We start from the raw sequence: 20,605 nt of genomic DNA on the forward strand, positions 1-20,605 counted from the left end.
TAAAACGATGGACGGCGGTGCAAGTGCAGTGAGTTTTGTGGGGATTTTGATGATATTTATTTTCATCGCTCTGGTTGGTTTGATATTATATGCAGTGTTCTCATTGGCTATAAAAAGATCTGGTTTAAGAAAGGAAATCTCGGGCTTGAAGCAGGAGATTCGATTATTAAAAGAGAGAATGGAAAAAAAGGAACATAATCTTGATTAAGCCATTCTAATAGAAGATGATTTGAAGCTAAACGTGAGAGGCGCTGCCGTTACAGGGGAGTACACTATTGGCCTTGATTTGACCAGACGAAGTTTATGTTATAATGCGTTAGAGATTGAAGGGTCGGTCTATGAAATTAGAATGGAAAGCAGGGTTACAATTAATGATGCAAAACGAAGGACAGCGTTTCCGCTTCAGTGAAGCTCCGGTGTGGGATTGGCAGCGTGCATATTATGAACAAAAAGGGCTGCATGCTTGGACAGAGAATCAGGTACCGCAATACATAACGAGTAATCCGATGATTGCAACGGCGTATGCCGAGATGATTTTTGGCTTTCTTCAGGACCTCGCAAGCAAAGGGAAGACAACCGAAACGGTGACCATTCTGGAGCTTGGAGCAGGTGTTGGGCGCTTAGCGCACCAAATTCTGCTCAAACTGATAGCCTTGAAGGATTTTGCAGGCTTGGAGTTGCCTGCTTTTCGATATGTAATGACCGATCTGGTAGAAGATAATGTGTTGGGATGGAGAGCGCATCCGTCCATGCAATCCTTCATTGATCAAGGGATCCTGGATTTTGCACGCTTTGACGCAATACAGGATACTGAATTGAACCTGGTGGTGGCAGGTACAGATATTCGACCTGGCGATTTGAAACAACCCTTGTTGTTGATTGCCAATTACTTCTTTGACAGTATTCCACAGGAGTTAATTTATGTTGGGGAGGGTGAGATATATGAATGTGATGTACTCGTCCAATCTTCAGAACCTTCTTCTCTTTATTCCAAACCTGCCGAGCTGCTGGAAAATATGACACTGAGTTATGAGTACCGCCGTGCACCTGAGTACAGTGCAGAAAACTATCCGTATCATGAACTTATCGCACTGTACAAGGAAGAGTTAGAGGATTCGCACATTCTGTTCCCGTCAATTGGCCTGTCCTGTCTCGAACGGTTGAACACGTTATCAGAATCAGGGTATGTGTTGATTACTGCGGACAAAGGGGACCATCGACTGGACAACTGGAAGTTTGCTGAACCGCCTGAATTCGTTCTTCATGGAAGTTTTTCTTTGACAGCGAATTATCATGCCATTCAATATATATTGGAACAGCAGGGAGCTCACACTCGTTTCACAACACATCATTATAAGGATCTGAACGTGGGATGTATGTTGATGTTGGACGAACCGCTGGGGTACGAAAACACACGGCTGGCATATCACCGATTTGTTGAACGTTTTGGACCCGATGATTTTTTCAGTATAAAGGAATGGATGGATGATCAGGTAGAACGGATGGAGCTGAAGCAAATTTTACCTTTTTGGCGTCTGGGCGGGTATGATGCTGAGTTTTTGATCCATAGTGCCAACCGGATTTCGAGTCTTTTACCTGATGCAAGTGATGAGGAAATACTTGATATTCAGTCTGGAATCCACATCATGTGGTCTTCTTATTATGCAATGGAACGACAAGGAGATGTAGCGTTTCTTGCTGGTCAGCTGTTATATGGGATGTATATGTATGAGGACGCTAAGCGTTTTCTGGAACTGTCCCTGGATGCGGATTCGAGAAAACAAAATTCTGCTGTGCTGTACGACTTGGCTGTGTGTTGTTATGAACTTGAACTGGAAGAAGAAACGCTGGCTTACACGCGGAAAGTACTGGCTTTGGAACCTGAGCATGAAGAAGCCAAGGATTTGCTGAATAGCTTCGAATGTTTATAAAGATTGTTGAAACTCACTCTCCTCTTCAGCGTATTATTAGGATGATCACACAATAATTTCCGTTAAACGGAAGAGGAGATGAGAAGATGAAGAAGGTTCTGACTATTTTGCTTTATCCACTTGCGGCGGTTGTGGGAGCACTGGGTGCAAATTCAGCTGCGACTGGTGATATGGTACTTTTTGCGAAAGATATAGCTACAGATCGAGGTTATGACGGGCAGGAGATTTATGATAGAATCGAGCACAGAAATTCCTAATTACATATCATTTAAACTGTAAAAGTAATTGTTAGACGGAGCGGTATACCAAAGACAATTACTCTTGAAGCGAAGTGCGATGAGCAGAAATCCTGTCTGTACAACCTTTAAGCAGGTTTCGTACCTGATTTAGGTGTGAACCGGCTTTTATTCATGAGGGGGATAACCGTTGAAGATTATAATTGGACAGCCCAAGCTGGAACAGCAGTTACTGCAGCTGGAAGCGGAATTGAAGCAACATCCGGAAGCGGATGTATTGTTTTTTCCTGAAGGTTATCTGAATCAGAACGTGGAAGAGGCCAGTCGTCTGGCAGCTGCATATGGAACGATGATTGTGTCAGGTTATCGCAGGTTGAATGAACGCCCCAAGGACCGTTCGATCATTATTAGCAAGGCTGGGGAGACTGTATTGGAGAAAGCGAAGTATACCTCTGCTGAGGTCGTTAAGGAACAGGAGTGGGCCATCAGCACCTTGTTGTGTGACGAGCTGGTGTTACAAGGTTTTCATAACGAGAATATTGGCAGAGTGGATATAATCATGCATTCCATTGGTGTAGGGATGTTCAGTCAAGAGCAGTATACAGAGTGGATGGAAGAAGCGCGGCGGCTGGCGGTGCAAAATCAATGTATCGTTATGGGGACCAGCCATGCGGACGGTACGTATCGTGATAGTGAAATTTCAATTCCAATCGCCTATTGTATTGCCCCGGATGGGCAAGTGGTCTTGGCATCCAGAAATGATACACGTACTCGTTTGATTATCCTGGACAAGCAAAATACAGCAGAACGCTGTCATGGAGCACCAGGAAATGATGTGAACATTCACGTCGTTCCTTTGGCATAATTCAACGGACAAAATAGGCAATGTTTGGGCCTGTGAGCTTGCCGAATAGCCCGGTCATTGATGTTAGAATCGACATATGTTATGGCATACCTTGAAATTCAAAGGAGGCCAATCAAATGAGTGAAGTTGGATACGGCTGTGGCGGCCATGTTGGTGGATGGACTTCCACAAGCGCAATTCTCGTACTCTTCATCCTGCTCGTAATCATCACTAAATCTTTCTGGCTGTAAGCCACTGCAGAACAAAGTTGAAAGACGGGTTACGTGTACGCTCCGCTGAGAGTTCAGCGGGGCATTTTCCCGTTTCTATGAAAGAATGGTATGATGAAAGAGATTTGACAACCGAAAACAATGTGCTTAAAATCACATAAGAGACTAATAATAGAGATTGAAGGGATAGCAATGCCGTTTATTCGTTTTAAAGGATTCACAGGACCCCAACTGGAGGAAGTTGTACCCCGCATCACGGAGCAATTTGCGTTGATCACCAATATTCCGCAGGAGAGAATGAAGGCAGAACGTCATGACGTACAAGCACTTACACCTTCTCCGGCTTCAGTAGAGATCCTGATGTTCCAACGTGATCAGGAGATTCATAATCGGATTGCTTCCTCAATGCAAGATATTTTGGAAGAAGCGGATTTGCCTGATGTGCATATTTTCTTTAATATACTGTCACCAGCACTTTATTATAAACAAGGCAAGCCGTTGACAGATTACCGATTGGATTGAGAATAAAAGGGCTGCTCCGATCATGTTCGGAAGCAGTGAAGACGAGCAGATGTGTGCTCGTCTTTTATTTTTGACTTCATCATCTTACGTAGCAGTTTCGTATCACTACTTCGCTTTGATTCGATGTAACTGGAAAGAGCAAAGGGAGGATACGATGAATAAACTACCGCCAATCAAGTATACCAGTCGAACACCCATTTGATCAGCAATCAGTCCGAAGATTACCGTGGATATACTCATAGCAGCTGAGAGAACAATATCATGTGCTGCGTATACCTTGGATAGGGATTCGACAGGCGCGCTGCTCTGAAAAGCCGTGTGCTGAGCAACATCGCGGATCTGATAAGCGGGACCCATAAGCACACACAATACAATAGCAAGCCAGGGAAGGCTGTTTAAACCGTAAGCGATGGTCAGCAAGCTGAAGAGGAGAGAACCTATTGCCATACTGGATATCAGGTGCTTTTGTATGCGCGTGGCCAGGGCGATGGCTATAATTCCTCCGAGAATGGTGCCGACAGAATAGCTGGAGTTGATAAGCCCCACCAACCTTCTTGTTGGCCCAAAGCTTCTTTCACAAAAGCAAGTGTGATAGCGCCGATCCATATGGAACCAGCGATACTTGCAACCAGGTCCATAAAAGTAATGAGGCGCAACGATCGATTTTTCCAAAGGATAAGCCAACCTTCCCTTAACACATCCCATCTGGAAGTGGATTTCTCTACTTTTCCTTGAATATCGCGGGTAAGTGAGCTAATCATAATCATCAGAATCAGGACAGCCCAGGATAAGGCTGTAGCCGCCCAGAATGTTTGTGAGGCACCCCAGTACATAACGATGAATCCGGTCATCGCATATCCGATAATTGTCATGGTCTGAGTAGAGAAGGAGAGAAAACTGTTCGCCTTCACCAGATCTTCTCCTTGAACCAATCGGGAGTTAACGTGTTTAACATTGGAGCTTCCCATCCGTCCAGAAACGATAGAATCGCTACTCCCACAAGCAGAAGAGGAATATGTGCAATGAGATCAGTAAATGCGATGGCGATCCCGGTAATCATCAATGTTTTGGCTAAAGGAATGGTAACCATCAGCCTCGAGAATGCGAAACGGTTCACAAGCAAGGGTGCAGTAAATCCGGCCACGATACGTGCGGACATTTGTATAAACGGAAACAGCGCAGCGATAAGGACAGACCCCGTCTGTCCGTAAATAAATGTCGTGATAACCATGATATATATAACATTAATGAGAGAGAGCAGTGTTTTGGCAGCCCAAAATGGATAAAATGCGATGTTCATGCTAAGGTGTCCTTTCCACAACGATAATTATATTTTACGGGTATCGTTGTGAACGCACCACAAACAAAGTTATCATTTTCCCGTCATTGAGCAGCAGAAAGACAGCTATCCCTTGGGACAGCTGTCTTTCTGCTTTCTATAATTCAAGCCACGACGAGCGAAAAAGCGATAAGCAGCATCAGCAAACTGGTCATTCTGGTCATTGCCATATACGGTCTGCTGGGCTCACCCTCACCCCGGGAAATCCAGCCATAACGCAGGTACCAGCCAAACTTAGGGAAGCAAAAATTGATGATACAAAGTGTCATGAATATAAAAAAGAGGGTTCTCATACCCGATCTTCCTTCCTCATTTACATGACCGCCTCAAAATTAACGCTTACGTCTCGTGAAGAAGAAAACAATCAAAATAATAATAATGACAATTAATAGAAATTTCATAAGTGACCCTCCTGATGGTATGATGAATATTTGTGAATGTATTTATCAGTTATTACCCAAGGAACACATGTCTTGAATAACTATGTTACAATTAATTATATTGTTTTTATATAAACACATACCAACGGGTTATCGATAGCTTCAATAATTACAATAAAGTTTGGTGAGATGAAGGAGGAAGCATGACTAACTACAATCAACTCGCTATACAATGGGAATTTATTATTTCAAAAATTAAATCTTCCGTGACCGTAGTCGATGCTACCTTGCCTGATTTTCCGCTTATGTTTGTAAATGAATATTTTACTCAATTAACCGGATATCGTGCGGAAGAGTCGATTGGACAGAATTGTCGGTTCCTCCAAGGGCCGGATACAGACCCGGAAACCGTACAGCATATTCGCGAAGCATTGAAAAAGCAGCAGTCAATCAAGACAGAGATTCTGAACTATACGAAGGATGGACAGAAGTTCTGGAATGAACTGAATATTGATCCTATTTTCGATGAAGCAGGGAAATGTCTGTTTTTTGTGGGCATTCAATACGATATTTCGGAGCGGAAATATGCTGAGCAGCAGTTGCGGATGGCAGCTTCGATGACTGAAATGAACAGCAGGGGACAGCTGGAGTTTATTGGTAAGCTGAATCATGAACTTCGCACGCCACTGAACGGGATTATGGGCATGATTGAACTTGTCAGCATGGGTGACAACAGTGTGGAGCAGAAGGAGTACCTGGAGCTTGCGCGTCAGTCCGGGGAAGCTCTTCTGAATATTGTCAACAATAGTCTTGATATGGCCAAGCTGGGCAGAGGAAAAATGAGAGTGGAGCAAATCGAATTCCAGCCGTTGAAGCTGATTCAACAGATTATTAAAACGCATGAACCTGCCGCGCGGAATAAACAAATTCGCTTGCACTGTCAGGCGGATCTGACTATTCCTGACGTACTCACGGGTGATCCTCTGCGTCTCCGGCAAGTGCTGGATAACCTGCTCAGTAACGCCATTAAATTCACGGAACAAGGTGAAGTGCACATTCAGATGGATGTACAGGAGCGGCGAGGAGATACCGTTATCCTAGTATTCAATGTACATGACACGGGAATTGGCATTCCGGAACATAAAATCAATCAATTGTTCGAAGCCTTCACGCAGACGGACGTCTCTCATGCACGCAAATTTGGCGGGAGTGGACTTGGACTCACCATCTGCAAAGAGTTGCTCGAGTTGATGAGTGGTCAAATTTCGGTGGAAAGTATCGAGGAAAAGGGACGAAGTTTGAGGTTACCGTACCCTTACTTCGACAACAGGCGATTCCTAACGTGGGATAGTCTGTGCAGAACAGCCGGGAAATACCGGCTGTTTTTTTGTGTTTATATATTGTTTAGCGAACTGGCGTTCTGGTATAATGCAAGTGTTGAATGGGGGAGAAGCAGCATGAGTAAAAGGCGCAGAAGGAGAAAGAACAAGGGCATGCAACGATTTAAAAAGCAGATATTGACGTTAGTGGCAATCTTAATCGTCGCCCTGTATGCATGGGTTGGGGGAGAATGGCCACTGGATATACCGTCCCAATTCGGGGGAGCGACCGGAGTGTGGATCATACCATCACATTCCCTGCCGAGCGTTATCCCGAAACGGCCAATCATATCAAGACGGCGATCAAGGCAGGTCATTCGGATGTTTGCACCATTGATCGCAATGGGGCTGAGGGTAATCGGGATTTGTCCCTCAAAGGTGTTCCGGTCAAAAAGGGGAAAGATCGGGATGAATGGCCAATGGCGATGTGTGCGGAAGGCGGAGCAGGTGCGGATATCCAATATATTAGTCCCAAAGATAATCGTGGTGCAGGGTCATGGGTGGGAAACCAACTAAGTACATATCCGGATGGAACACGAGTAAAGTTTATGGTGAAATAAACGTCAGACGATGAATAAGAAAGTAATTGTTACAGAAATGCCCTGGCTTTGAAAAAGTGAGGCATACAATGTAGGGCAAAAATAAAACCAGACGTCTATGCGTCTGGTTTTATGGTATGAAGAGCGAAATAATTACGTCTTGTTCACGTATAAATACATGAAGTGATTGTTCCTTGTTTACAGATCAGCCGTAGATAACTGCATTCCACTTAAATGATGAGAGCGGATGCTTAACAACCGTGTGACTTGCTCTACTTCGTCGAATGGAATCCACAGGCTTCCGTGGACTGTCCGTAAGGAGAGAATGGACTCGTCGGCTGTACGCTCCGGAAATCCAGTTACCGTTTGACCGCTTGTATTACGGACGATGATCTGTTGTTTGCGCCGAATGGCAATTTCTACCTCTTTTTCATATGTCATTGCTCCTGGTTATGGAATAGTAATTCGATATGTCAATAATTTCAATGGTTAATTTGTCTTCTTTATCTAGTCTATCAGAACTAGGTATAGATTTCCAGATCAGAAATTATATTTTACATAGGTGAAAGGACTTATTTTGTTCTACCCGTTTTTGAAGAAGCAACCAGGGTTATATAAGGGTAAAAGGAGGGGCACGGAAATGACACAATTGCTGATCGGACTTGTACGCACAGAGAATGAAGCCATTATCATGCTGAATAAACTGAAAGAGGAAGGCATAGCAGATAAATATTTGGGAGCGGTAGCCAAGGAACAAGTCAATTTAGAAGTGGTAAGTGAGAAGACAGGTTTATCTATGCCTCTGAAGGGTGCAGGAACAGATGGCGCTTTGGGGGTATTCAAAGGGGTACTCGCTGGTCTGGGCAAACGGATGGATCAGACGATGTCCATAGGGAAAGCGGTACGCAAACTTGCAGGCAACGAGATCGGAAGTGAGACGGATGATCTGGTGCTTACCCTGACAGAAGCAGGGGTCTCGGAAGAAGATGCTAATTACTATGAAGATTGGCTGCTGCAGGGGCATATCCTGGTAATTGTAGAATGCAGTGAGGAAGAGGTGGATCGAATTGCCCCTATTCTTCTTTTTTAGTTTAATTTAAGCCTGATTTTAGGTTTCTTTAATGTTGGGGAGGTATTCTTATTTTACACCTCCCTTAATATAGATGGTTTATAGAAAGTTCGGGACCGCAACTCGAACTTTCTAGGCACTGCTCGCTAACGCTGGCAGTGCCTGTTTCATTTATTTTGGATTATTTTATATTAAGGTATTGCAAAGTTATAAATTTCATGGTATGATATTTCTTGTCGCCTGAAGTGATGAAGCAATACATACATATGCCGGGGTGGCGGAATTGGCAGACGCACAGGACTTAAAATCCTGCGGTAGGTGACTACCGTACCGGTTCGATCCCGGTCCTCGGCATACTAAGAAAAGATCGCATGACGCTTGTTAAACAAGTTGTTCATGCGATCTTTTTTGTTTGAAAATTTTATGATTCTCTGCCGTACCATTCAGGTTCATAAACACTAAAAAATGATAATACATATCAAATGACGCCTGTGGGGCTGCCCATTATGAATTACCAGGATCGATGGTGTATAATATCCATAGACATAAATTACCTTTATCTCTGAACTTGAAGAACTCAAGGTTGCATATCAAAATAAACAATTTTATGGACGGAGGACTCGACCCATGTTGAAACAGCTTAAGCCCTATAAGGTGCTGCAGGAACGCAGAATCGAAGAGTTGAAATCAGATGCGTATCTCCTGGAACATCAGAAATCCGGTGCCAAAATTGTACTCTTATCTAATCAGGATGATAATAAAGTGTTCAGTATCGGTTTCCGTACTCCTCCGGAAGACAATACAGGTGTAGCTCACATTCTGGAACATTCCGTGCTTTGTGGCTCGAAGAAATTCCCGGCCAAGGATTCCTTTGTTGAATTGCTAAAGGGTTCACTCAATACATTTCTGAATGCGATGACCTATCCCGATAAAACGATCTATCCGATTGCAAGCCGGAATGATCATGATTTCCATAACCTGATGGATATTTATCTGGATGCGGTACTGCACACCAATATTTATAATAATGAAAAAATATTTCTGCAGGAGGGTTGGAATTACAACCTGACCTCAGCTGAAGATGAGTTAACCTATAACGGTGTTGTATATAACGAGATGAAGGGCGCATTTTCTTCACCGGAACGGATTGTACGCAGAGAGGTTCTGAATTCACTTTTCCCGGATACCACGTATTCCTGTGAATCAGGCGGATTTCCCGATGCCATTCCCGATCTGACCTATCAAGGATTGCTGGATTTCCACTCCAGATATTATCATCCGTCCAACAGCTTCATTTATTTGTACGGGGATATGGATATGGAAGAGAAGCTGCAGTGGCTGGATGAGAACTATCTGAGCGAATATGATCGAATCGAGATTGATTCTGCCATTCAGCTCCAGCCTGCATTCGGAGAAAGAGTGGATGCCGTCAAGACATACTCTGCCGGAAGTACCGAATCGGAAGTGGATAACAGCTTCTTGACCTATAATGCGGTCATTGGAACAAGTCTGGACAAGGAATTGAATATCTCTTTCAGATTTTGCTGTACGCACTGCTTAACGCTCCGGGAGCGGTTCTGAAGCAAGCCTTGCTGGATAAGGGCATTGCGAAGGATGTATATGGCACGTATGATGACAGCCTGTATCAGCCCGTGTTCACCGTTGGATTGAAGAAGAGCAATCTGGCGAGTAAAGAAGATTTTCTGGGAACTGTAAAAGAGGTGCTGGAGCGTGTTGTGAAGGAAGGCTTCGATCCAAAAGCGCTGCTCGCAGGCATTAATTCCTATGAGTTCAATCACCGGGAAGCGGATTATGGAAGAATGCCCAAAGGATTAATCTACGGTTTCTCCTCATTGCAAAGCTGGCTGTATGATGTCGAAGCTCCATTTACACATTTGGAAGCGAATGACGTATTTGCCGAGCTGAGAACGAAGATGAACGAGGGTTATTTTGAGAAGTTGATTGAGAAGTATTTACTGCAAAATACGCATACTTCTTTTGTCGCTGTCACGCCGGATAAAGGGTTGAACGCCCGTAAAGAGGAAGCGCTGAAAGCACATCTGAAATCGGTTCAGGCAGGATTGAGTCCGGAAGAAATTCAGCAGCTCATTGAGAGAACCGAGGCTCTCGCCGAGTACCAGAATGCACCTTCAACCAAAGAGCAACAGCAGGTGATTCCGACGTTGTCGATAGAGGATATTGAACCGAAAGCTTCCACCCTGTACCAGACGGTAAATCAGGTTGAAGGTACAACTGTTCTGCATCACAACATCTATACCAATGGGATCGGTTATCTCCGACTGTTGTTTGATATTAAAGAAGTCCCACGGCGTTTGCTGCCCTATGTTGGATTGTTGAAAAGTGTGCTGGGTTACGTCGACACTCAAAATTACTCGTTTAATGAATTGTCGAATGAAATTCACATTCATTCCGGGGGCATTCATAGTGGCATTGGTACGTATGCAAACGCGCATAATCACCATGATTTCAAGGCTACCTATGAATTCAACGCCAAAGTGCTGTATGACAAGCTTGGATTTGCTTTTGACATGATCAAAGAAATTGTGTTTACATCCAAATTCGATGATTCGAAGCGTTTATACGAAATTATCGCCCAATTGAAGGGCAACCTGCAGCGCAATCTGATCAGCGGAGGGCATTCAGCGGGAATTGGCCGCTCTACCTCTAAACACTCGGCTGTTGCCAACTTCAGGGAAGCGGTTAGTGGCATCGCCTTTTACCAGTGGCTGGAGGATCTTCAGGCGAACTTTGAGGCAAGAAAAAAGAGCTGTCGACCAGCCTTCAATCGCTGACAGGCTTTATTTTCAGACCGGAAAACTTGATGGTGAGTTACACTGCGGATGATCAGGGATATGCGGGCCTGGAGGAACAGGTGTCTGATTTAAAAGCGAAGCTGTTCACACAAGATGTTGCGAAGGAAAAAGCAGCATTTACACCTGTGCAGCACAAAGAAGGATTCAGATCACCATCTGAAGTCCAATATGTCGTTCAAACAGGCAATTTTATCGATAAAGGGTATGCATACACTGGCTCGCTTCGTGTCTTGCAGGGGATTCTATCGCTGGATTACTTGTGGAACAATATCAGGGCCAAAGGCGGAGCATATGGCTGCATGTCAGGCTTTAGACGTAATGGAGACAGCTATGTAGCATCGTATCGCGACCCGAATCTCGAAAAAACATATAAGATTTATGAAGAGATGCCGCAATACTTGAAGGATTTCAAAGCAGATACGCGGGAAATGACGAGATATATCATTGGTGCCATCCAGGATCTCGATACGCCGAGAACACCTCATGGCGAAGGGTCATTCTCCCTGGAGTGTTATCTGTCCAATGTTACCGAGGCCGATCTCCAGAAAGAACGGGATGAAGTGCTGAGCACAACGGAAAGTGATATTATCGATTTTGCTGAATTGATATCCTCCATATTGGAACAGCAGCAACGCTGTGTTATCGGTAATGAAAATAAAATTGAGGACCAAAAGCAATTATTTGACGAAACGCTTGATCTGATCAAGAACTAATGCGTGAATTGAAGGCTGCAACAAGGTTGAAGGCTTGAAAGGAATGCACAAACATATGATCCAAAGGGCGCTTTTATGAGCTGTAATAGCTTATAACTGCCGCCCTTTTCTTGTTGCAGGGGGACTCAAATGCAATCTGATCAAGTTTATGTTGAAGATTAAGTGACGGCGAGCATATTATAGATCTTTAACGTACGTAGGTCTTCTTTGGAAATTTTCAGCTCATTATATAACTCCTGATTCTCAGGCAAGGGTGTTCGAGAGAATAACATTTTCAAGGCGATGGGCATAAAGGGACGGAAGGAGACACCGGCCATCAATCCCCACTTTTTCTCGGATTCCTGAAAAGACGCCAGAATGTTAATGTACAGCTTTTCCAGCGGTGTGGCCTGATTTTTCAAAATCAGCGTGGTGAGTGTGTCGTAATGCTCGGTGTGACCCCAATACATATTTTCGCATTCCTGATAATTCTCAAAGTTCTTCACATTCATATACATTACGGTTCGATAACAATTGGCATCTGACTGTGCCATCATGTCAATGACACAACGGATGAGGCTATTGTTGCGCCCGTCATAAAAATACGAATAAAATCTGGTGGAGTTTTTGAAAAAGCTGGACGGTACCGTATTCATCAGGGGAGAGGCTTGTTTAGGCTCAATATACAGCAGCTGCTCCACTTGGATATTCAATGAATCAGCAATTTGATGCAGCGTGACCACATCAAGCGTAATATCGCCGCTCTCATATTTGGACAGGGTAGCTTTGCTTTTGTGAATCTGATCCGCCAGCTGTTGGACCGTCAACCCTTTCCATTTGCGAAAATTACGGATTTTCTTGCCCACTTCTTTGTTGATGGTGTTCATATTCGGATCTCCTTCTGCTAAGTTTCTTAAGAATATGAGAAAAGGTGAAACCCGTTGGGAAAATCAATCTCTACGAAGAATATAACACTTTTATCATGAAAAAACCTATTGTGAAGAAACATTAAGAACTATTTGTTTCTTGTGAATAGATTCTATTACGTTTGATGTAGCTTCCGTGCCATGAAATAATACATCTAACAGAAACCCATTCCAGGATGGATAACAGAGAGAAAGAGGCGCAGAAGACTATGAAGTATGATTTTGATGAGATAATTGATCGCACAGGAACTAATGCCATGAATACGGATGGTTTCCGTCAATATATTTTTAACGCAACAGAAGATATGAAATTCCCTTTCAAGGATGAAGAATTTATACGGATGTGGATCGCAGATATGGAGTTTGCCACACCTCCCGAAATACGGGAAGCAGTCAAGGAGCGCCTGGACCGAAAAATTATGGGATACTCCCAGGTGTTCGATCCCGCATACTACGAAGCTGTCTCCAGCTGGATGACCAGATACTACGACTGGTCTTTTCCCAAAGAGCATCTGGAGACATCCCATGGGATCATTCCTGCTTTATATGAATTAGTTGAATATATTTGCAAACCGAATGAGAAGGTACTGATTGTGACGCCTTCTTATGGTTTTTTCAAATCGGCTGCGGAGCATAATCATCTTGAACTGGTTTGCTCAGATTTGATCAACGAGCAGGGGCATTACGCGATAGACTTTGCAGATTTTGAAGCCAAAGCCAGCGATGAACAAGTCACATTGTGTATTTTCTGTAATCCGCATAATCCGTCCGGACGGGTATGGACAACAGAAGAGTTACAACGTGTGGGCGATATCTGTCTCAAGCATAACGTGTGGGTGATCTCGGATGAAATTCACTGTGATTTGCTGCGTACAGGAAGGAAGCATACGCCGCTTGCCAAGCTGTTCCCGGATGCGGATCGAATCGTTACCTGTATGTCACCAAGCAAAACATTCAATATGGCTGGTCTGATGTTCTCCAACGTGATTATTGCAAATGAAGGACTCCGAACGATCTGGCAAACCCGGCATTATGGATTCAAAAATCCGCTTAGCATTGCTGCGACTCAAGCTGCTTACGAACATGGCGATGAATGGCTGAAGCAGTTAAAAACATATCTCGACGACAATTTTGCCTTTGTGGATCAATATGTGAAACGTGATCTGCCGCAGGCTGTCTTTCATATTCCGGAAGCTACGTATCTGGCATGGATTGATATTAGTGCATACGTCCCCAAAGATGTAAACCTGCCTTTATTTTTCGCTGAACAAGCGGGGGTATTACTCGAAGATGGTCATATGTTTGTTGCTAATGGAGGTGGGTGTATCCGCCTAAATTTGGCTTGCCCACGTTCGGTTCTTGAAGAGGGGCTCAGAAGAATAAGCGCTGTATTGGTCAATAAAAGTAAGAGCGAAGCCGTTCAGGTCTGATTTTAGTTATCTATGGACCAGGCGCTGGGTTACTTTTACTCTGAAGTACAAATTCAAAGCGTGCGGATGTTACAGGCAACCCTAACCTTGATGTACACTTCTGGTCTGCCGTCCCCGGTTATGTTAAAATGGTGGATAGTCTCTGAGTCGTAGGATACGGCTCTCGCAGGTGGCAGTTCGTTATGTGGACTGCACGGATATGTATTTATGAGGGAAAGGAGCCTTTACATATGTTTGGAAATGATTGGGACACTGTGCTTCAGGAAGAGACTGAAGCCGAGTATTTCAACAACATTCGTTATGCACTCGCCGCCGAGTATAAAACACAGACCATCTTTCCACCCAAGGAAGATTTGTTCTCGGCTCTAAAACTGACCCCGTATCATAAGGTCAAGGCTGTTATTATCGGTCAGGACCCTTATCACGGAGCGGGCCAGGCTCAAGGATTAAGTTTTTCGGTCAGACCGGGGGTACGGATTCCTCCTTCTTTGAAAAATATATATAAGGAGCTCCACGCGGATCTGGGCCTGCCGATTCCGAAGCACGGATCGCTGGTTCATTGGGCAGAGCAGGGTGTGCTGTTGCTTAATGCTGTTCTGACGGTACGGGAAGGGCAGCCGAACTCCCATCAGGGACTGGGTTGGCAGACGTTTACGGACGCTGTCATCCGGGCATTGAATGAACGCTCAGAACCGATGGTATTTATGCTGTGGGGCAGTCATGCTCAGAAGAAAGGGGCATTCATTAACCGAGATAAGCATCTGGTGTTGGAGTCTACACATCCAAGTCCGCTGGCAGCGCATCGTGGCTTCCTGGGCAGTCGTCCTTTTTCCAAAGCCAATGAATTCTTGACCTCCAAAGGTATTGAACCGATTGATTGGACGATACCGGAAAACTAGACAAACGGGGGGTGAAGGCATTGCGACATTGGGTAGGACGGAAAGTAGCCGTATATCGTGCAACCGGCATACGAGAGCCACTGAAGGGAACGCTGGTCGAGTGGGATGAAGAAGCGGATTGTGTACGAATCGGACCGAAACGGATTAAGGTATCGTTCGACAATATCGCAATGATCCGGCCTCTGCCTGAAGAGAGCCTTCCCTTGAAAAAAGCGCGTTCCGAGGTGCATAAGGTTGGATATGTGATAAAAAAGGCCGTACAGTTTGAAAATGCCATCTATTTCAAATCACAGGTTATGATTTGGCGTCGGGCCAAAATTGTAGTATTATCCACAACGATTATACGCCATGATGATGATCAGGTTGAGCTTGCAGACGGCCGGATTCTTCGCAAGGACAAGCATATGTTTGTGGTGCGCTCACGACGTGGAATACGATAAGTCACTCATATTTAATATTCATTTCATGCAAAGATCATATGGATTTAATGTTCGGCCTTTATAGTAACAGTATAACAACCCCTTCTAAATGATGTGTATGAATTATGGGAGCCCGGCCGGCTGCAAACGGTCGGGTTTTTTTTTATTCACTTGTGTATGAGGGGTGATGTAACATAGTATTTACATTTATGTTATACACTAATGAAATAGTTAATGAGAAGGAGTGAAACCCATTGAAACGTATATGTGTTTTTGCAGGCTCCAATCCGGGAAATCACCCCGATTACACACAGCAGGCTATTAAATTGGGTAAACAGATCGCGGATAACGGGTACGCACTCGTCTATGGCGGTTCTTGTATGGGACTAATGGGTGCAGTTGCCGATGCTGCTCTGGAACAGGGTGGAGAAGTGATTGGCGTCATGCCAACTGGCCTGTTCCGGGAGAGGTCGTACATGGAGGTCTTACACAGCTGATTGAAGTGGGAACGATGCATGAACGCAAGGCGACGATGGCCGAGCTGTCCGACGGATTTGTGGCGCTTCCTGGTGGTATGGGAACATTTGAAGAATTGTTCGAGGTTCTTTGCTGGGCCCAAATTGGCATTCATCGTAAACCCGTGGGTTTGTTAAATGTAAATGGATATTATGAGCCGCTGATGAAAATGGTTGAGCATAGCGTGCAGGAAGGGTTCTCCAATACTTCACATCTCAGTTTATGGAGCCTGGAATCGGACCCGGCTGAACTGCTGAACCGGATGTCATCCTATATTCCGGCCCAGTTGACCCAGAAGTGGTCACAGCTTCAAGATAAATAACTACCCGCTCCAGCGGAAACTTTCCAGGGTGCCCAAGCAAGTTACCTCCCCAAACATAGTCTATAGTGTACTTTCTTAAAAGAGGGGAGTGTCACTCATGAGCGAAATCAAAGGCACAGGATACGGTTGCGGATACGGCGGCTTTGGCGGTGGAGCATGGACATCAACAGGCGCGATTCTGGTGTTGTTCATCCTGCTCGTTATCATCTCTCGTACATTCATTCTGTAATTCGGTCAGCCATTCCGGGACGGTGACTTCATCGTCGGGGCAGCACCCGATGAAGAAATGGCCTTTCCAAAGAGACGCCGGTGGTGCTGGCGTCTCAGGGGAACGGTTTTTTTCTGTCTGCAAAAAAGAACTCCGCCTCCATGGAAAAGAGAGACAGAGTGGAGCACGAGGAGCTAGACCGTTACCACAGTCTCCCCAGGCAAACTGAGAGTTCTCCAGGCAACGTATAGACCAATTGAAGCTGAAATAAGAAGAAGGATGGCAGCGATAACAGCCAACTGATCCAAACCATGTTGTATGTCAGTAACAGATGATTGATTACTCGTTTTGCCGGGAACAGTCAGCCCTCGAACGGATGCCTTTTTCATATGTTGACGTGGTCCAGGGGGAGTTCGTGTTTTACAGCCGGGTTTGCTGGATCTGCTTTTTGCAGAAATTCTGGGTAATGGAGCTTTTTTGGAGGAAGATTTGGAAGATATCGAGCTCTTCTTCGTTAAGGGTTTCAATGGGCGACCTCCTTACAGCAGAGTGCAGTTGTCTATGACTGATACTATATTATGTCTGCTTTACAGATTGAGTTCACAAAATGAGTGAATCCCCAGCTCTTCAAGCCGATGTCCTATACACGGACGGAGCATACGATTAAACGCTCTGTTAATACAGGTATGACAAACTGCGTATATAGTGAGAATCATAGAGTTCATGTTACACTCAGGAGGCGCTGGAATGAGAAGAATTGAGAATATCGCCCATAGGGGAGCATCTGCCGTATGCCCCGAGAATACGATGGTTGCGTTTGAACGCAGCTTGGAACTTGGAGCGACTGGCATTGAAACGGACGTACAGTTGTCCAGTGATGGTACACTGGTGTTGATCCATGATGAGACGTTAAGCCGCACGACTGGAGCAGAAGGATGGGTTAAGGATAAATCGGTTGAAGAATTGCGTACTCTTGACGCAGGCGCTTGGTTTCATGCTGATTTTGCTGGAGAACGTATTCCATCTTTGGATGAATTATTTGATCTGGTTCGAGGCAAAAACCTTCTACTTAACTTGGAATTGAAAAATGGTATTATAAGTTATAAGGGAATGGAAGAAAAGATCATACAAGCGATTCGGGATTGGGACATGCAGCAGCAAGTCATTCTGTCCAGCTTCAACCATGCCTCATTAGTGAGATGCAAACGTCTTGCCCCGGAGATTCGCACAGCACTTCTATATATGGAAAAGCTCTACCGCCCATATGATTATGCGGCCAGACTCGAAGCCTCTGCACTGCATCCCTACAAGCTGGCTGTAACACGTGAAGAAGTTATTGCTGCGCTGGCTCAGGGAATTGCTACACATCCGTTCACAGTAAATGATCCTGCCGAAATGCAGGAACTGATTGACATGGGCGTGCAAGCGATTATTACCGATGTGCCTGATGTCCTGGCAGCACTGACTGCGGTACAAGCTCGTTAAGAATTACACCAATACAAGTGAAGTTAGTCCAAAATAAAGTGGGAATTGCAGACGAATAACTCGTTTGCAGTTCCTTTTTTTTGCGAGCTACGATGCTTCGTGCAGCCCTTTTTACGTACAAAAATTCATTTATGCAATAAACTTGTCCCATTTGTCCATTGCCAGCGACAGTTCGTTGACATACAATGATCTATGGGAATGAGAATCAATATCATTATCAGTTTTGTATTAATAGAGAGGTGATTGTTATGTACATAGGGTCTGTCTACGCCACTCATAACAAGGGAGGAGACATATGAGCTCGAAAGTTTCATCGGAAAATCAGCCTGCGGAATCACCGACAGCCAAAATACACACTCGTCCCTGGGCTGCCACATTGATCCTGATTGGGGAATTCTGCTGCTCGCGCTGGGGATGGCGTTGTCCATTTCGTTTGGTGCCGCAGATATCAAGCTGGGCGTTGTATGGCAGGCGATTTTTAACTTCAATCCTGATCTGACTCCGCATCAGATCATATGGGAGATTCGGTTACCGCGTATTCTGGGCGGAGCGATGGTTGGTGCCTGCTTCGCTGTAGCTGGTGCAATTATGCAGGGGATGACCCGTAACCCGCTGGCAGATTCCGGGTTGCTCGGACTGAATGCTGGCGCAGGATTTGCGCTCGCTATCTGCTTTGCCTTTTTCCCGGGCATGCCATATATGTATATCATTCTGTACTCCTTCGTCGGGGCAGGACTTGGGGTATTGCTGGTCTATGGTTTCGGTGCTGCTTCCAAATCCGGTCTTACACCTCTCCGGCTCGTTCTCGCGGGAGCGGCAGTATCTGCCATGTTGTCCGCGCTGAGTGAAGGGATTGCGTTGTATTTCAAAATTGGACAAGACCTCGCATTCTGGACAGCGGGCGGTGTGGCCGGGACGAAGTGGTCCCAGTTGGAAGTCATGTTCCCATGGGTTTTGGCTGCGCTTATTGCAGGGATTATTATCTCTCGTTCCATCACGCTGCTTAGCTTGGGAGAAGACATCGCGGTTGGATTGGGTCAACGTACTGGCCTGATCAAGCTGGTTGGTCTGGTTGTTGTACTGATCCTCGCAGGTACAGCCGTATCCGTGGTTGGTGCGGTTGGTTTTGTAGGACTCATCATTCCCCATCTGACTCGTAAATTGGTTGGGTCGATTATCGCTGGATTATTCCATGTTCCGCAGTGATGGGCAGTCTGCTGCTTGTGTTCGCGGATCTGGCTGCACGTATGATTAATCCGCCATACGAGACGCCAATTGGCGCCCTGGTTGCCCTGATTGGGGTACCTTTCTTCCTCTATCTGGCGCGTAAAGAAAGGAGGACGCTGTAACGATGGAATCCTCAACTCTGGTTGGAGCGGAACGCAAAAGAGAACAAAAAGCACCATTGTCATGATTGTGCTTGGTGCGTTGATTATTACAGCTTTTATTATCAGTATGAATACAGGCTTCACTCGGCTTTCACCACTTGAGGTCATGCGTACCCTGTTTGGTGGTGGAACGGCTAAGCAGGAACTGATCCTGTTTGAATTCCGTTTGCCGCGTATCGTCATTTCGGTTTTGGTCGGTGCGGGACTCGCGCTGTCCGGCTGTATTTTGCAGGGAGTGTCCCGAAATCCGCTGGCTGATCCAGGGATTCTCGGCATCAACGCTGGAGCCGGATTGGTTGTTATGCTGTTCGTTTCCTTTTTCCCGACAACGACGGCTGCTCCCGTATTTTTACTGCCGATTCTGGCCCTGATCGGGGCAACCTTTGCTGCCTTCCTGATTTATGTGCTCTCTTACAAAAAGGGAGAAGGTCTCATGCCTACGCGCATGCTGCTTACAGGGATTGGTGTAGCAGCAGGGATTAGCTCTGCCATGATCGTGCTTACTCTTCGGCTTAGCCCGGAGAAGTATCAATTTGTGGCGACCTGGATGGCAGGAAGTATATGGGGTTCGAATTGGAAATTCGTAACGGCGCTGCTGCCGTTTCTCATTGTCCTTGTGCCGCTTGTTCTGTATAAGGCTCGTGTGCTGAACGTACTGAACCTTGGGGATCAAACAGCGAGCGGTCTTGGCGCTCCGGTTGAGCGTGAAAGACTGATCCTGCTCGCTGCTGCCGTGGGACTGGCCGGATCTTGCGTATCCGTCAGTGGCGGAATTGGTTTTGTGGGTCTGATCGGTCCACATCTGGCACGTCGTCTCGTGGGGCCGAAACATCAGTTCCTTTTGCCTGCATCCGCACTGGTCGGTTCATTGCTTGTGCTTGTTGCAGATACGCTCGGGCGTGTCATTCTACAGCCTTCTGAGATTCCAGCAGGGATTCTGGTTGCCATCATTGGAGCCCCATACTTCCTGTATCTCTTGAGCAAAACGAAATAGAAAGCAATCATGGGGGTATGGTT

General features: G+C 45.4%; 22 protein-coding genes, 1 tRNA gene and 4 pseudogenes. 21 read left to right on the top strand and 6 right to left on the bottom strand.

Features of this window, described 5'->3' with window-relative positions:
- The first annotated feature begins 7 nt into the window (after window positions 1-7).
- From ACTWJ7_RS12985 to ACTWJ7_RS13010, 6 genes are all read left to right on the top strand, one after another.
- A complete protein-coding gene (locus ACTWJ7_RS12985) occupies window positions 8-208 on the top strand; it encodes a hypothetical protein (RefSeq protein WP_079349590.1) in 201 nt (66 codons plus the stop codon).
- A 163-nt stretch (window positions 209-371) separates the two neighbouring features.
- On the top strand, window positions 372-1,931 hold the full coding sequence (locus tag ACTWJ7_RS12990) for a tetratricopeptide repeat protein (protein WP_301878417.1): 1,560 nt from the start codon (window positions 372-374) through the stop codon (window positions 1,929-1,931).
- 86 nt (window positions 1,932-2,017) lie between these two features.
- Window positions 2,018-2,188, top strand: a complete 171-nt coding sequence (locus ACTWJ7_RS12995; protein WP_157258415.1) for a hypothetical protein — start codon at window positions 2,018-2,020, stop codon at window positions 2,186-2,188.
- 169 nt (window positions 2,189-2,357) lie between these two features.
- On the top strand, window positions 2,358-3,032 hold the full coding sequence (locus ACTWJ7_RS13000) for a hypothetical protein (protein ID WP_301877888.1): 675 nt from the start codon (window positions 2,358-2,360) through the stop codon (window positions 3,030-3,032).
- A 116-nt stretch (window positions 3,033-3,148) separates the two neighbouring features.
- Entirely contained in the window at window positions 3,149-3,262 is a 114-nt protein-coding gene (locus ACTWJ7_RS13005) for a sporulation protein YjcZ (RefSeq protein ID WP_079349589.1), read from the top strand.
- A 171-nt stretch (window positions 3,263-3,433) separates the two neighbouring features.
- Complete coding sequence (locus tag ACTWJ7_RS13010; RefSeq protein ID WP_024631208.1) at window positions 3,434-3,763, top strand: DUF1904 family protein; 330 nt, start codon at window positions 3,434-3,436, stop codon at window positions 3,761-3,763.
- Window positions 3,764-3,868: 105 nt separating this feature from the next.
- Here ACTWJ7_RS13010 and ACTWJ7_RS13015 read toward each other — a convergent pair whose 3' ends face one another.
- The 4 genes from ACTWJ7_RS13015 to ACTWJ7_RS13030 all read right to left on the bottom strand — a co-directional run bounded on the left by ACTWJ7_RS13015 (window position 3,869) and on the right by ACTWJ7_RS13030 (window position 5,395).
- Window positions 3,869-4,309 carry an MFS transporter gene (locus ACTWJ7_RS13015; protein ID WP_443145510.1) on the bottom strand — a complete coding sequence of 147 codons (441 nt, stop codon included), beginning with the start codon at window positions 4,307-4,309 and terminating at the stop codon, window positions 3,869-3,871.
- Complete coding sequence (locus ACTWJ7_RS13020; RefSeq protein ID WP_443145511.1) at window positions 4,255-4,674, bottom strand: hypothetical protein; 420 nt, start codon at window positions 4,672-4,674, stop codon at window positions 4,255-4,257. The genes ACTWJ7_RS13015 and ACTWJ7_RS13020 overlap by 55 nt, the downstream gene beginning before the upstream one ends.
- Complete coding sequence (locus tag ACTWJ7_RS13025) at window positions 4,671-5,063, bottom strand: hypothetical protein (protein WP_443145512.1); 393 nt, start codon at window positions 5,061-5,063, stop codon at window positions 4,671-4,673. The genes ACTWJ7_RS13020 and ACTWJ7_RS13025 overlap by 4 nt, the downstream gene beginning before the upstream one ends.
- A gap of 143 nt (window positions 5,064-5,206) precedes the next feature.
- Window positions 5,207-5,395: a DUF6199 family natural product biosynthesis protein gene (locus ACTWJ7_RS13030; RefSeq protein WP_301243889.1), complete on the bottom strand. Its 189-nt coding sequence runs from the start codon at window positions 5,393-5,395 to the stop codon at window positions 5,207-5,209.
- Between the two features lie 290 nt (window positions 5,396-5,685).
- Here ACTWJ7_RS13030 and ACTWJ7_RS13035 point away from each other — a divergent pair.
- Window positions 5,686-6,777 (top strand): annotated as a pseudogene (locus ACTWJ7_RS13035) (ATP-binding protein); the annotation flags it as partial.
- Window positions 6,778-7,094: 317 nt separating this feature from the next.
- Window positions 7,095-7,421: pseudogene (locus tag ACTWJ7_RS13040) on the top strand (NucA/NucB deoxyribonuclease domain-containing protein); the annotation flags it as partial.
- 177 nt (window positions 7,422-7,598) lie between these two features.
- Here ACTWJ7_RS13040 and ACTWJ7_RS13045 read toward each other — a convergent pair.
- Entirely contained in the window at window positions 7,599-7,841 is a 243-nt protein-coding gene (locus tag ACTWJ7_RS13045; RefSeq protein WP_443145513.1) for a hypothetical protein, read from the bottom strand.
- A 199-nt stretch (window positions 7,842-8,040) separates the two neighbouring features.
- Between ACTWJ7_RS13045 and ACTWJ7_RS13050 the strand changes: the two genes are divergently transcribed.
- The 5 genes from ACTWJ7_RS13050 to ACTWJ7_RS13070 all read left to right on the top strand — a co-directional run bounded on the left by ACTWJ7_RS13050 (window position 8,041) and on the right by ACTWJ7_RS13070 (window position 12,016).
- Window positions 8,041-8,490: a general stress protein gene (locus ACTWJ7_RS13050; RefSeq protein ID WP_079349585.1), complete on the top strand. Its 450-nt coding sequence runs from the start codon at window positions 8,041-8,043 to the stop codon at window positions 8,488-8,490.
- 247 nt (window positions 8,491-8,737) lie between these two features.
- Window positions 8,738-8,823: transfer RNA gene (locus ACTWJ7_RS13055), tRNA-Leu, on the top strand.
- 273 nt (window positions 8,824-9,096) lie between these two features.
- Window positions 9,097-10,050: an insulinase family protein gene (locus tag ACTWJ7_RS13060; protein ID WP_443145514.1), complete on the top strand. Its 954-nt coding sequence runs from the start codon at window positions 9,097-9,099 to the stop codon at window positions 10,048-10,050.
- A complete protein-coding gene (locus tag ACTWJ7_RS13065) occupies window positions 10,011-11,282 on the top strand; it encodes a hypothetical protein (RefSeq protein WP_443145515.1) in 1,272 nt (423 codons plus the stop codon). The genes ACTWJ7_RS13060 and ACTWJ7_RS13065 overlap by 40 nt, the downstream gene beginning before the upstream one ends.
- A gap of 29 nt (window positions 11,283-11,311) precedes the next feature.
- On the top strand, window positions 11,312-12,016 hold the full coding sequence (locus tag ACTWJ7_RS13070; protein WP_443145516.1) for a hypothetical protein: 705 nt from the start codon (window positions 11,312-11,314) through the stop codon (window positions 12,014-12,016).
- Window positions 12,017-12,174: 158 nt separating this feature from the next.
- Here ACTWJ7_RS13070 and ACTWJ7_RS13075 read toward each other — a convergent pair whose 3' ends face one another.
- Window positions 12,175-12,882, bottom strand: a complete 708-nt coding sequence (locus ACTWJ7_RS13075) for a helix-turn-helix domain-containing protein (protein ID WP_024631195.1) — start codon at window positions 12,880-12,882, stop codon at window positions 12,175-12,177.
- A gap of 248 nt (window positions 12,883-13,130) precedes the next feature.
- On the opposite strand from ACTWJ7_RS13075, the gene ACTWJ7_RS13080 reads away from it, so the two are divergent.
- The 8 genes and pseudogenes from ACTWJ7_RS13080 to ACTWJ7_RS13115 all read left to right on the top strand — a co-directional run bounded on the left by ACTWJ7_RS13080 (window position 13,131) and on the right by ACTWJ7_RS13115 (window position 20,582).
- Window positions 13,131-14,351, top strand: coding sequence for a MalY/PatB family protein (locus tag ACTWJ7_RS13080; protein WP_079349583.1), 1,221 nt, complete (start codon window positions 13,131-13,133; stop codon window positions 14,349-14,351).
- Window positions 14,352-14,581: 230 nt separating this feature from the next.
- Window positions 14,582-15,250: a uracil-DNA glycosylase gene (gene ung / locus ACTWJ7_RS13085; RefSeq protein WP_053784508.1), complete on the top strand. Its 669-nt coding sequence runs from the start codon at window positions 14,582-14,584 to the stop codon at window positions 15,248-15,250.
- Window positions 15,251-15,270: 20 nt separating this feature from the next.
- Window positions 15,271-15,690 (top strand): hypothetical protein, encoded by a 420-nt coding sequence (locus tag ACTWJ7_RS13090; protein WP_024631192.1) that lies wholly within the window; start codon window positions 15,271-15,273, stop codon window positions 15,688-15,690.
- Between the two features lie 233 nt (window positions 15,691-15,923).
- Window positions 15,924-16,507, top strand: a pseudogene (locus ACTWJ7_RS13095) (TIGR00730 family Rossman fold protein).
- Between the two features lie 97 nt (window positions 16,508-16,604).
- Entirely contained in the window at window positions 16,605-16,736 is a 132-nt protein-coding gene (locus ACTWJ7_RS13100) for a hypothetical protein (protein ID WP_301243924.1), read from the top strand.
- A gap of 726 nt (window positions 16,737-17,462) precedes the next feature.
- Window positions 17,463-18,200: a glycerophosphodiester phosphodiesterase gene (locus tag ACTWJ7_RS13105; RefSeq protein WP_079349580.1), complete on the top strand. Its 738-nt coding sequence runs from the start codon at window positions 17,463-17,465 to the stop codon at window positions 18,198-18,200.
- 295 nt (window positions 18,201-18,495) lie between these two features.
- Window positions 18,496-19,549: pseudogene (locus ACTWJ7_RS13110) on the top strand (FecCD family ABC transporter permease).
- A gap of 61 nt (window positions 19,550-19,610) precedes the next feature.
- Complete coding sequence (locus ACTWJ7_RS13115; RefSeq protein WP_443145517.1) at window positions 19,611-20,582, top strand: FecCD family ABC transporter permease; 972 nt, start codon at window positions 19,611-19,613, stop codon at window positions 20,580-20,582.
- Window positions 20,583-20,605 lie beyond the last annotated feature (23 nt).

This window comes from Paenibacillus sp. 1A_MP2, assembly GCF_052244825.1.
In the GTDB taxonomy this organism is placed as follows: Bacteria; Bacillota; Bacilli; order Paenibacillales; family Paenibacillaceae; genus Paenibacillus; species Paenibacillus vandeheii.

Excerpts from the sequence above, each read along its gene's own strand:
- ACTWJ7_RS13030 (WP_301243889.1), bottom strand. The coding sequence starts at position 5,395 with ATGAGAACCCTCTTTTTTATATTCATGACACTTTGTATCATCAATTTT.
- ACTWJ7_RS13060 (WP_443145514.1), top strand. The coding sequence starts at position 9,097 with ATGTTGAAACAGCTTAAGCCCTATAAGGTGCTGCAGGAACGCAGAATC.
- ACTWJ7_RS12985 (WP_079349590.1), top strand. The coding sequence starts at position 8 with ATGGACGGCGGTGCAAGTGCAGTGAGTTTTGTGGGGATTTTGATGATA.
- ACTWJ7_RS13025 (WP_443145512.1), bottom strand. The coding sequence starts at position 5,063 with ATGAACATCGCATTTTATCCATTTTGGGCTGCCAAAACACTGCTCTCT.
- ACTWJ7_RS12990 (WP_301878417.1), top strand. The coding sequence starts at position 372 with ATGATGCAAAACGAAGGACAGCGTTTCCGCTTCAGTGAAGCTCCGGTG.
- ung (WP_053784508.1), top strand. The coding sequence starts at position 14,582 with ATGTTTGGAAATGATTGGGACACTGTGCTTCAGGAAGAGACTGAAGCC.
- ACTWJ7_RS13045 (WP_443145513.1), bottom strand. The coding sequence starts at position 7,841 with ATGACATATGAAAAAGAGGTAGAAATTGCCATTCGGCGCAAACAACAG.
- ACTWJ7_RS12995 (WP_157258415.1), top strand. The coding sequence starts at position 2,018 with ATGAAGAAGGTTCTGACTATTTTGCTTTATCCACTTGCGGCGGTTGTG.
- ACTWJ7_RS13050 (WP_079349585.1), top strand. The coding sequence starts at position 8,041 with ATGACACAATTGCTGATCGGACTTGTACGCACAGAGAATGAAGCCATT.
- ACTWJ7_RS13105 (WP_079349580.1), top strand. The coding sequence starts at position 17,463 with ATGAGAAGAATTGAGAATATCGCCCATAGGGGAGCATCTGCCGTATGC.
- ACTWJ7_RS13115 (WP_443145517.1), top strand. The coding sequence starts at position 19,611 with ATGATTGTGCTTGGTGCGTTGATTATTACAGCTTTTATTATCAGTATG.
- ACTWJ7_RS13075 (WP_024631195.1), bottom strand. The coding sequence starts at position 12,882 with ATGAACACCATCAACAAAGAAGTGGGCAAGAAAATCCGTAATTTTCGC.
- ACTWJ7_RS13010 (WP_024631208.1), top strand. The coding sequence starts at position 3,434 with ATGCCGTTTATTCGTTTTAAAGGATTCACAGGACCCCAACTGGAGGAA.
- ACTWJ7_RS13005 (WP_079349589.1), top strand. The coding sequence starts at position 3,149 with ATGAGTGAAGTTGGATACGGCTGTGGCGGCCATGTTGGTGGATGGACT.
- ACTWJ7_RS13080 (WP_079349583.1), top strand. The coding sequence starts at position 13,131 with ATGAAGTATGATTTTGATGAGATAATTGATCGCACAGGAACTAATGCC.
- ACTWJ7_RS13100 (WP_301243924.1), top strand. The coding sequence starts at position 16,605 with ATGAGCGAAATCAAAGGCACAGGATACGGTTGCGGATACGGCGGCTTT.
- ACTWJ7_RS13070 (WP_443145516.1), top strand. The coding sequence starts at position 11,312 with ATGGTGAGTTACACTGCGGATGATCAGGGATATGCGGGCCTGGAGGAA.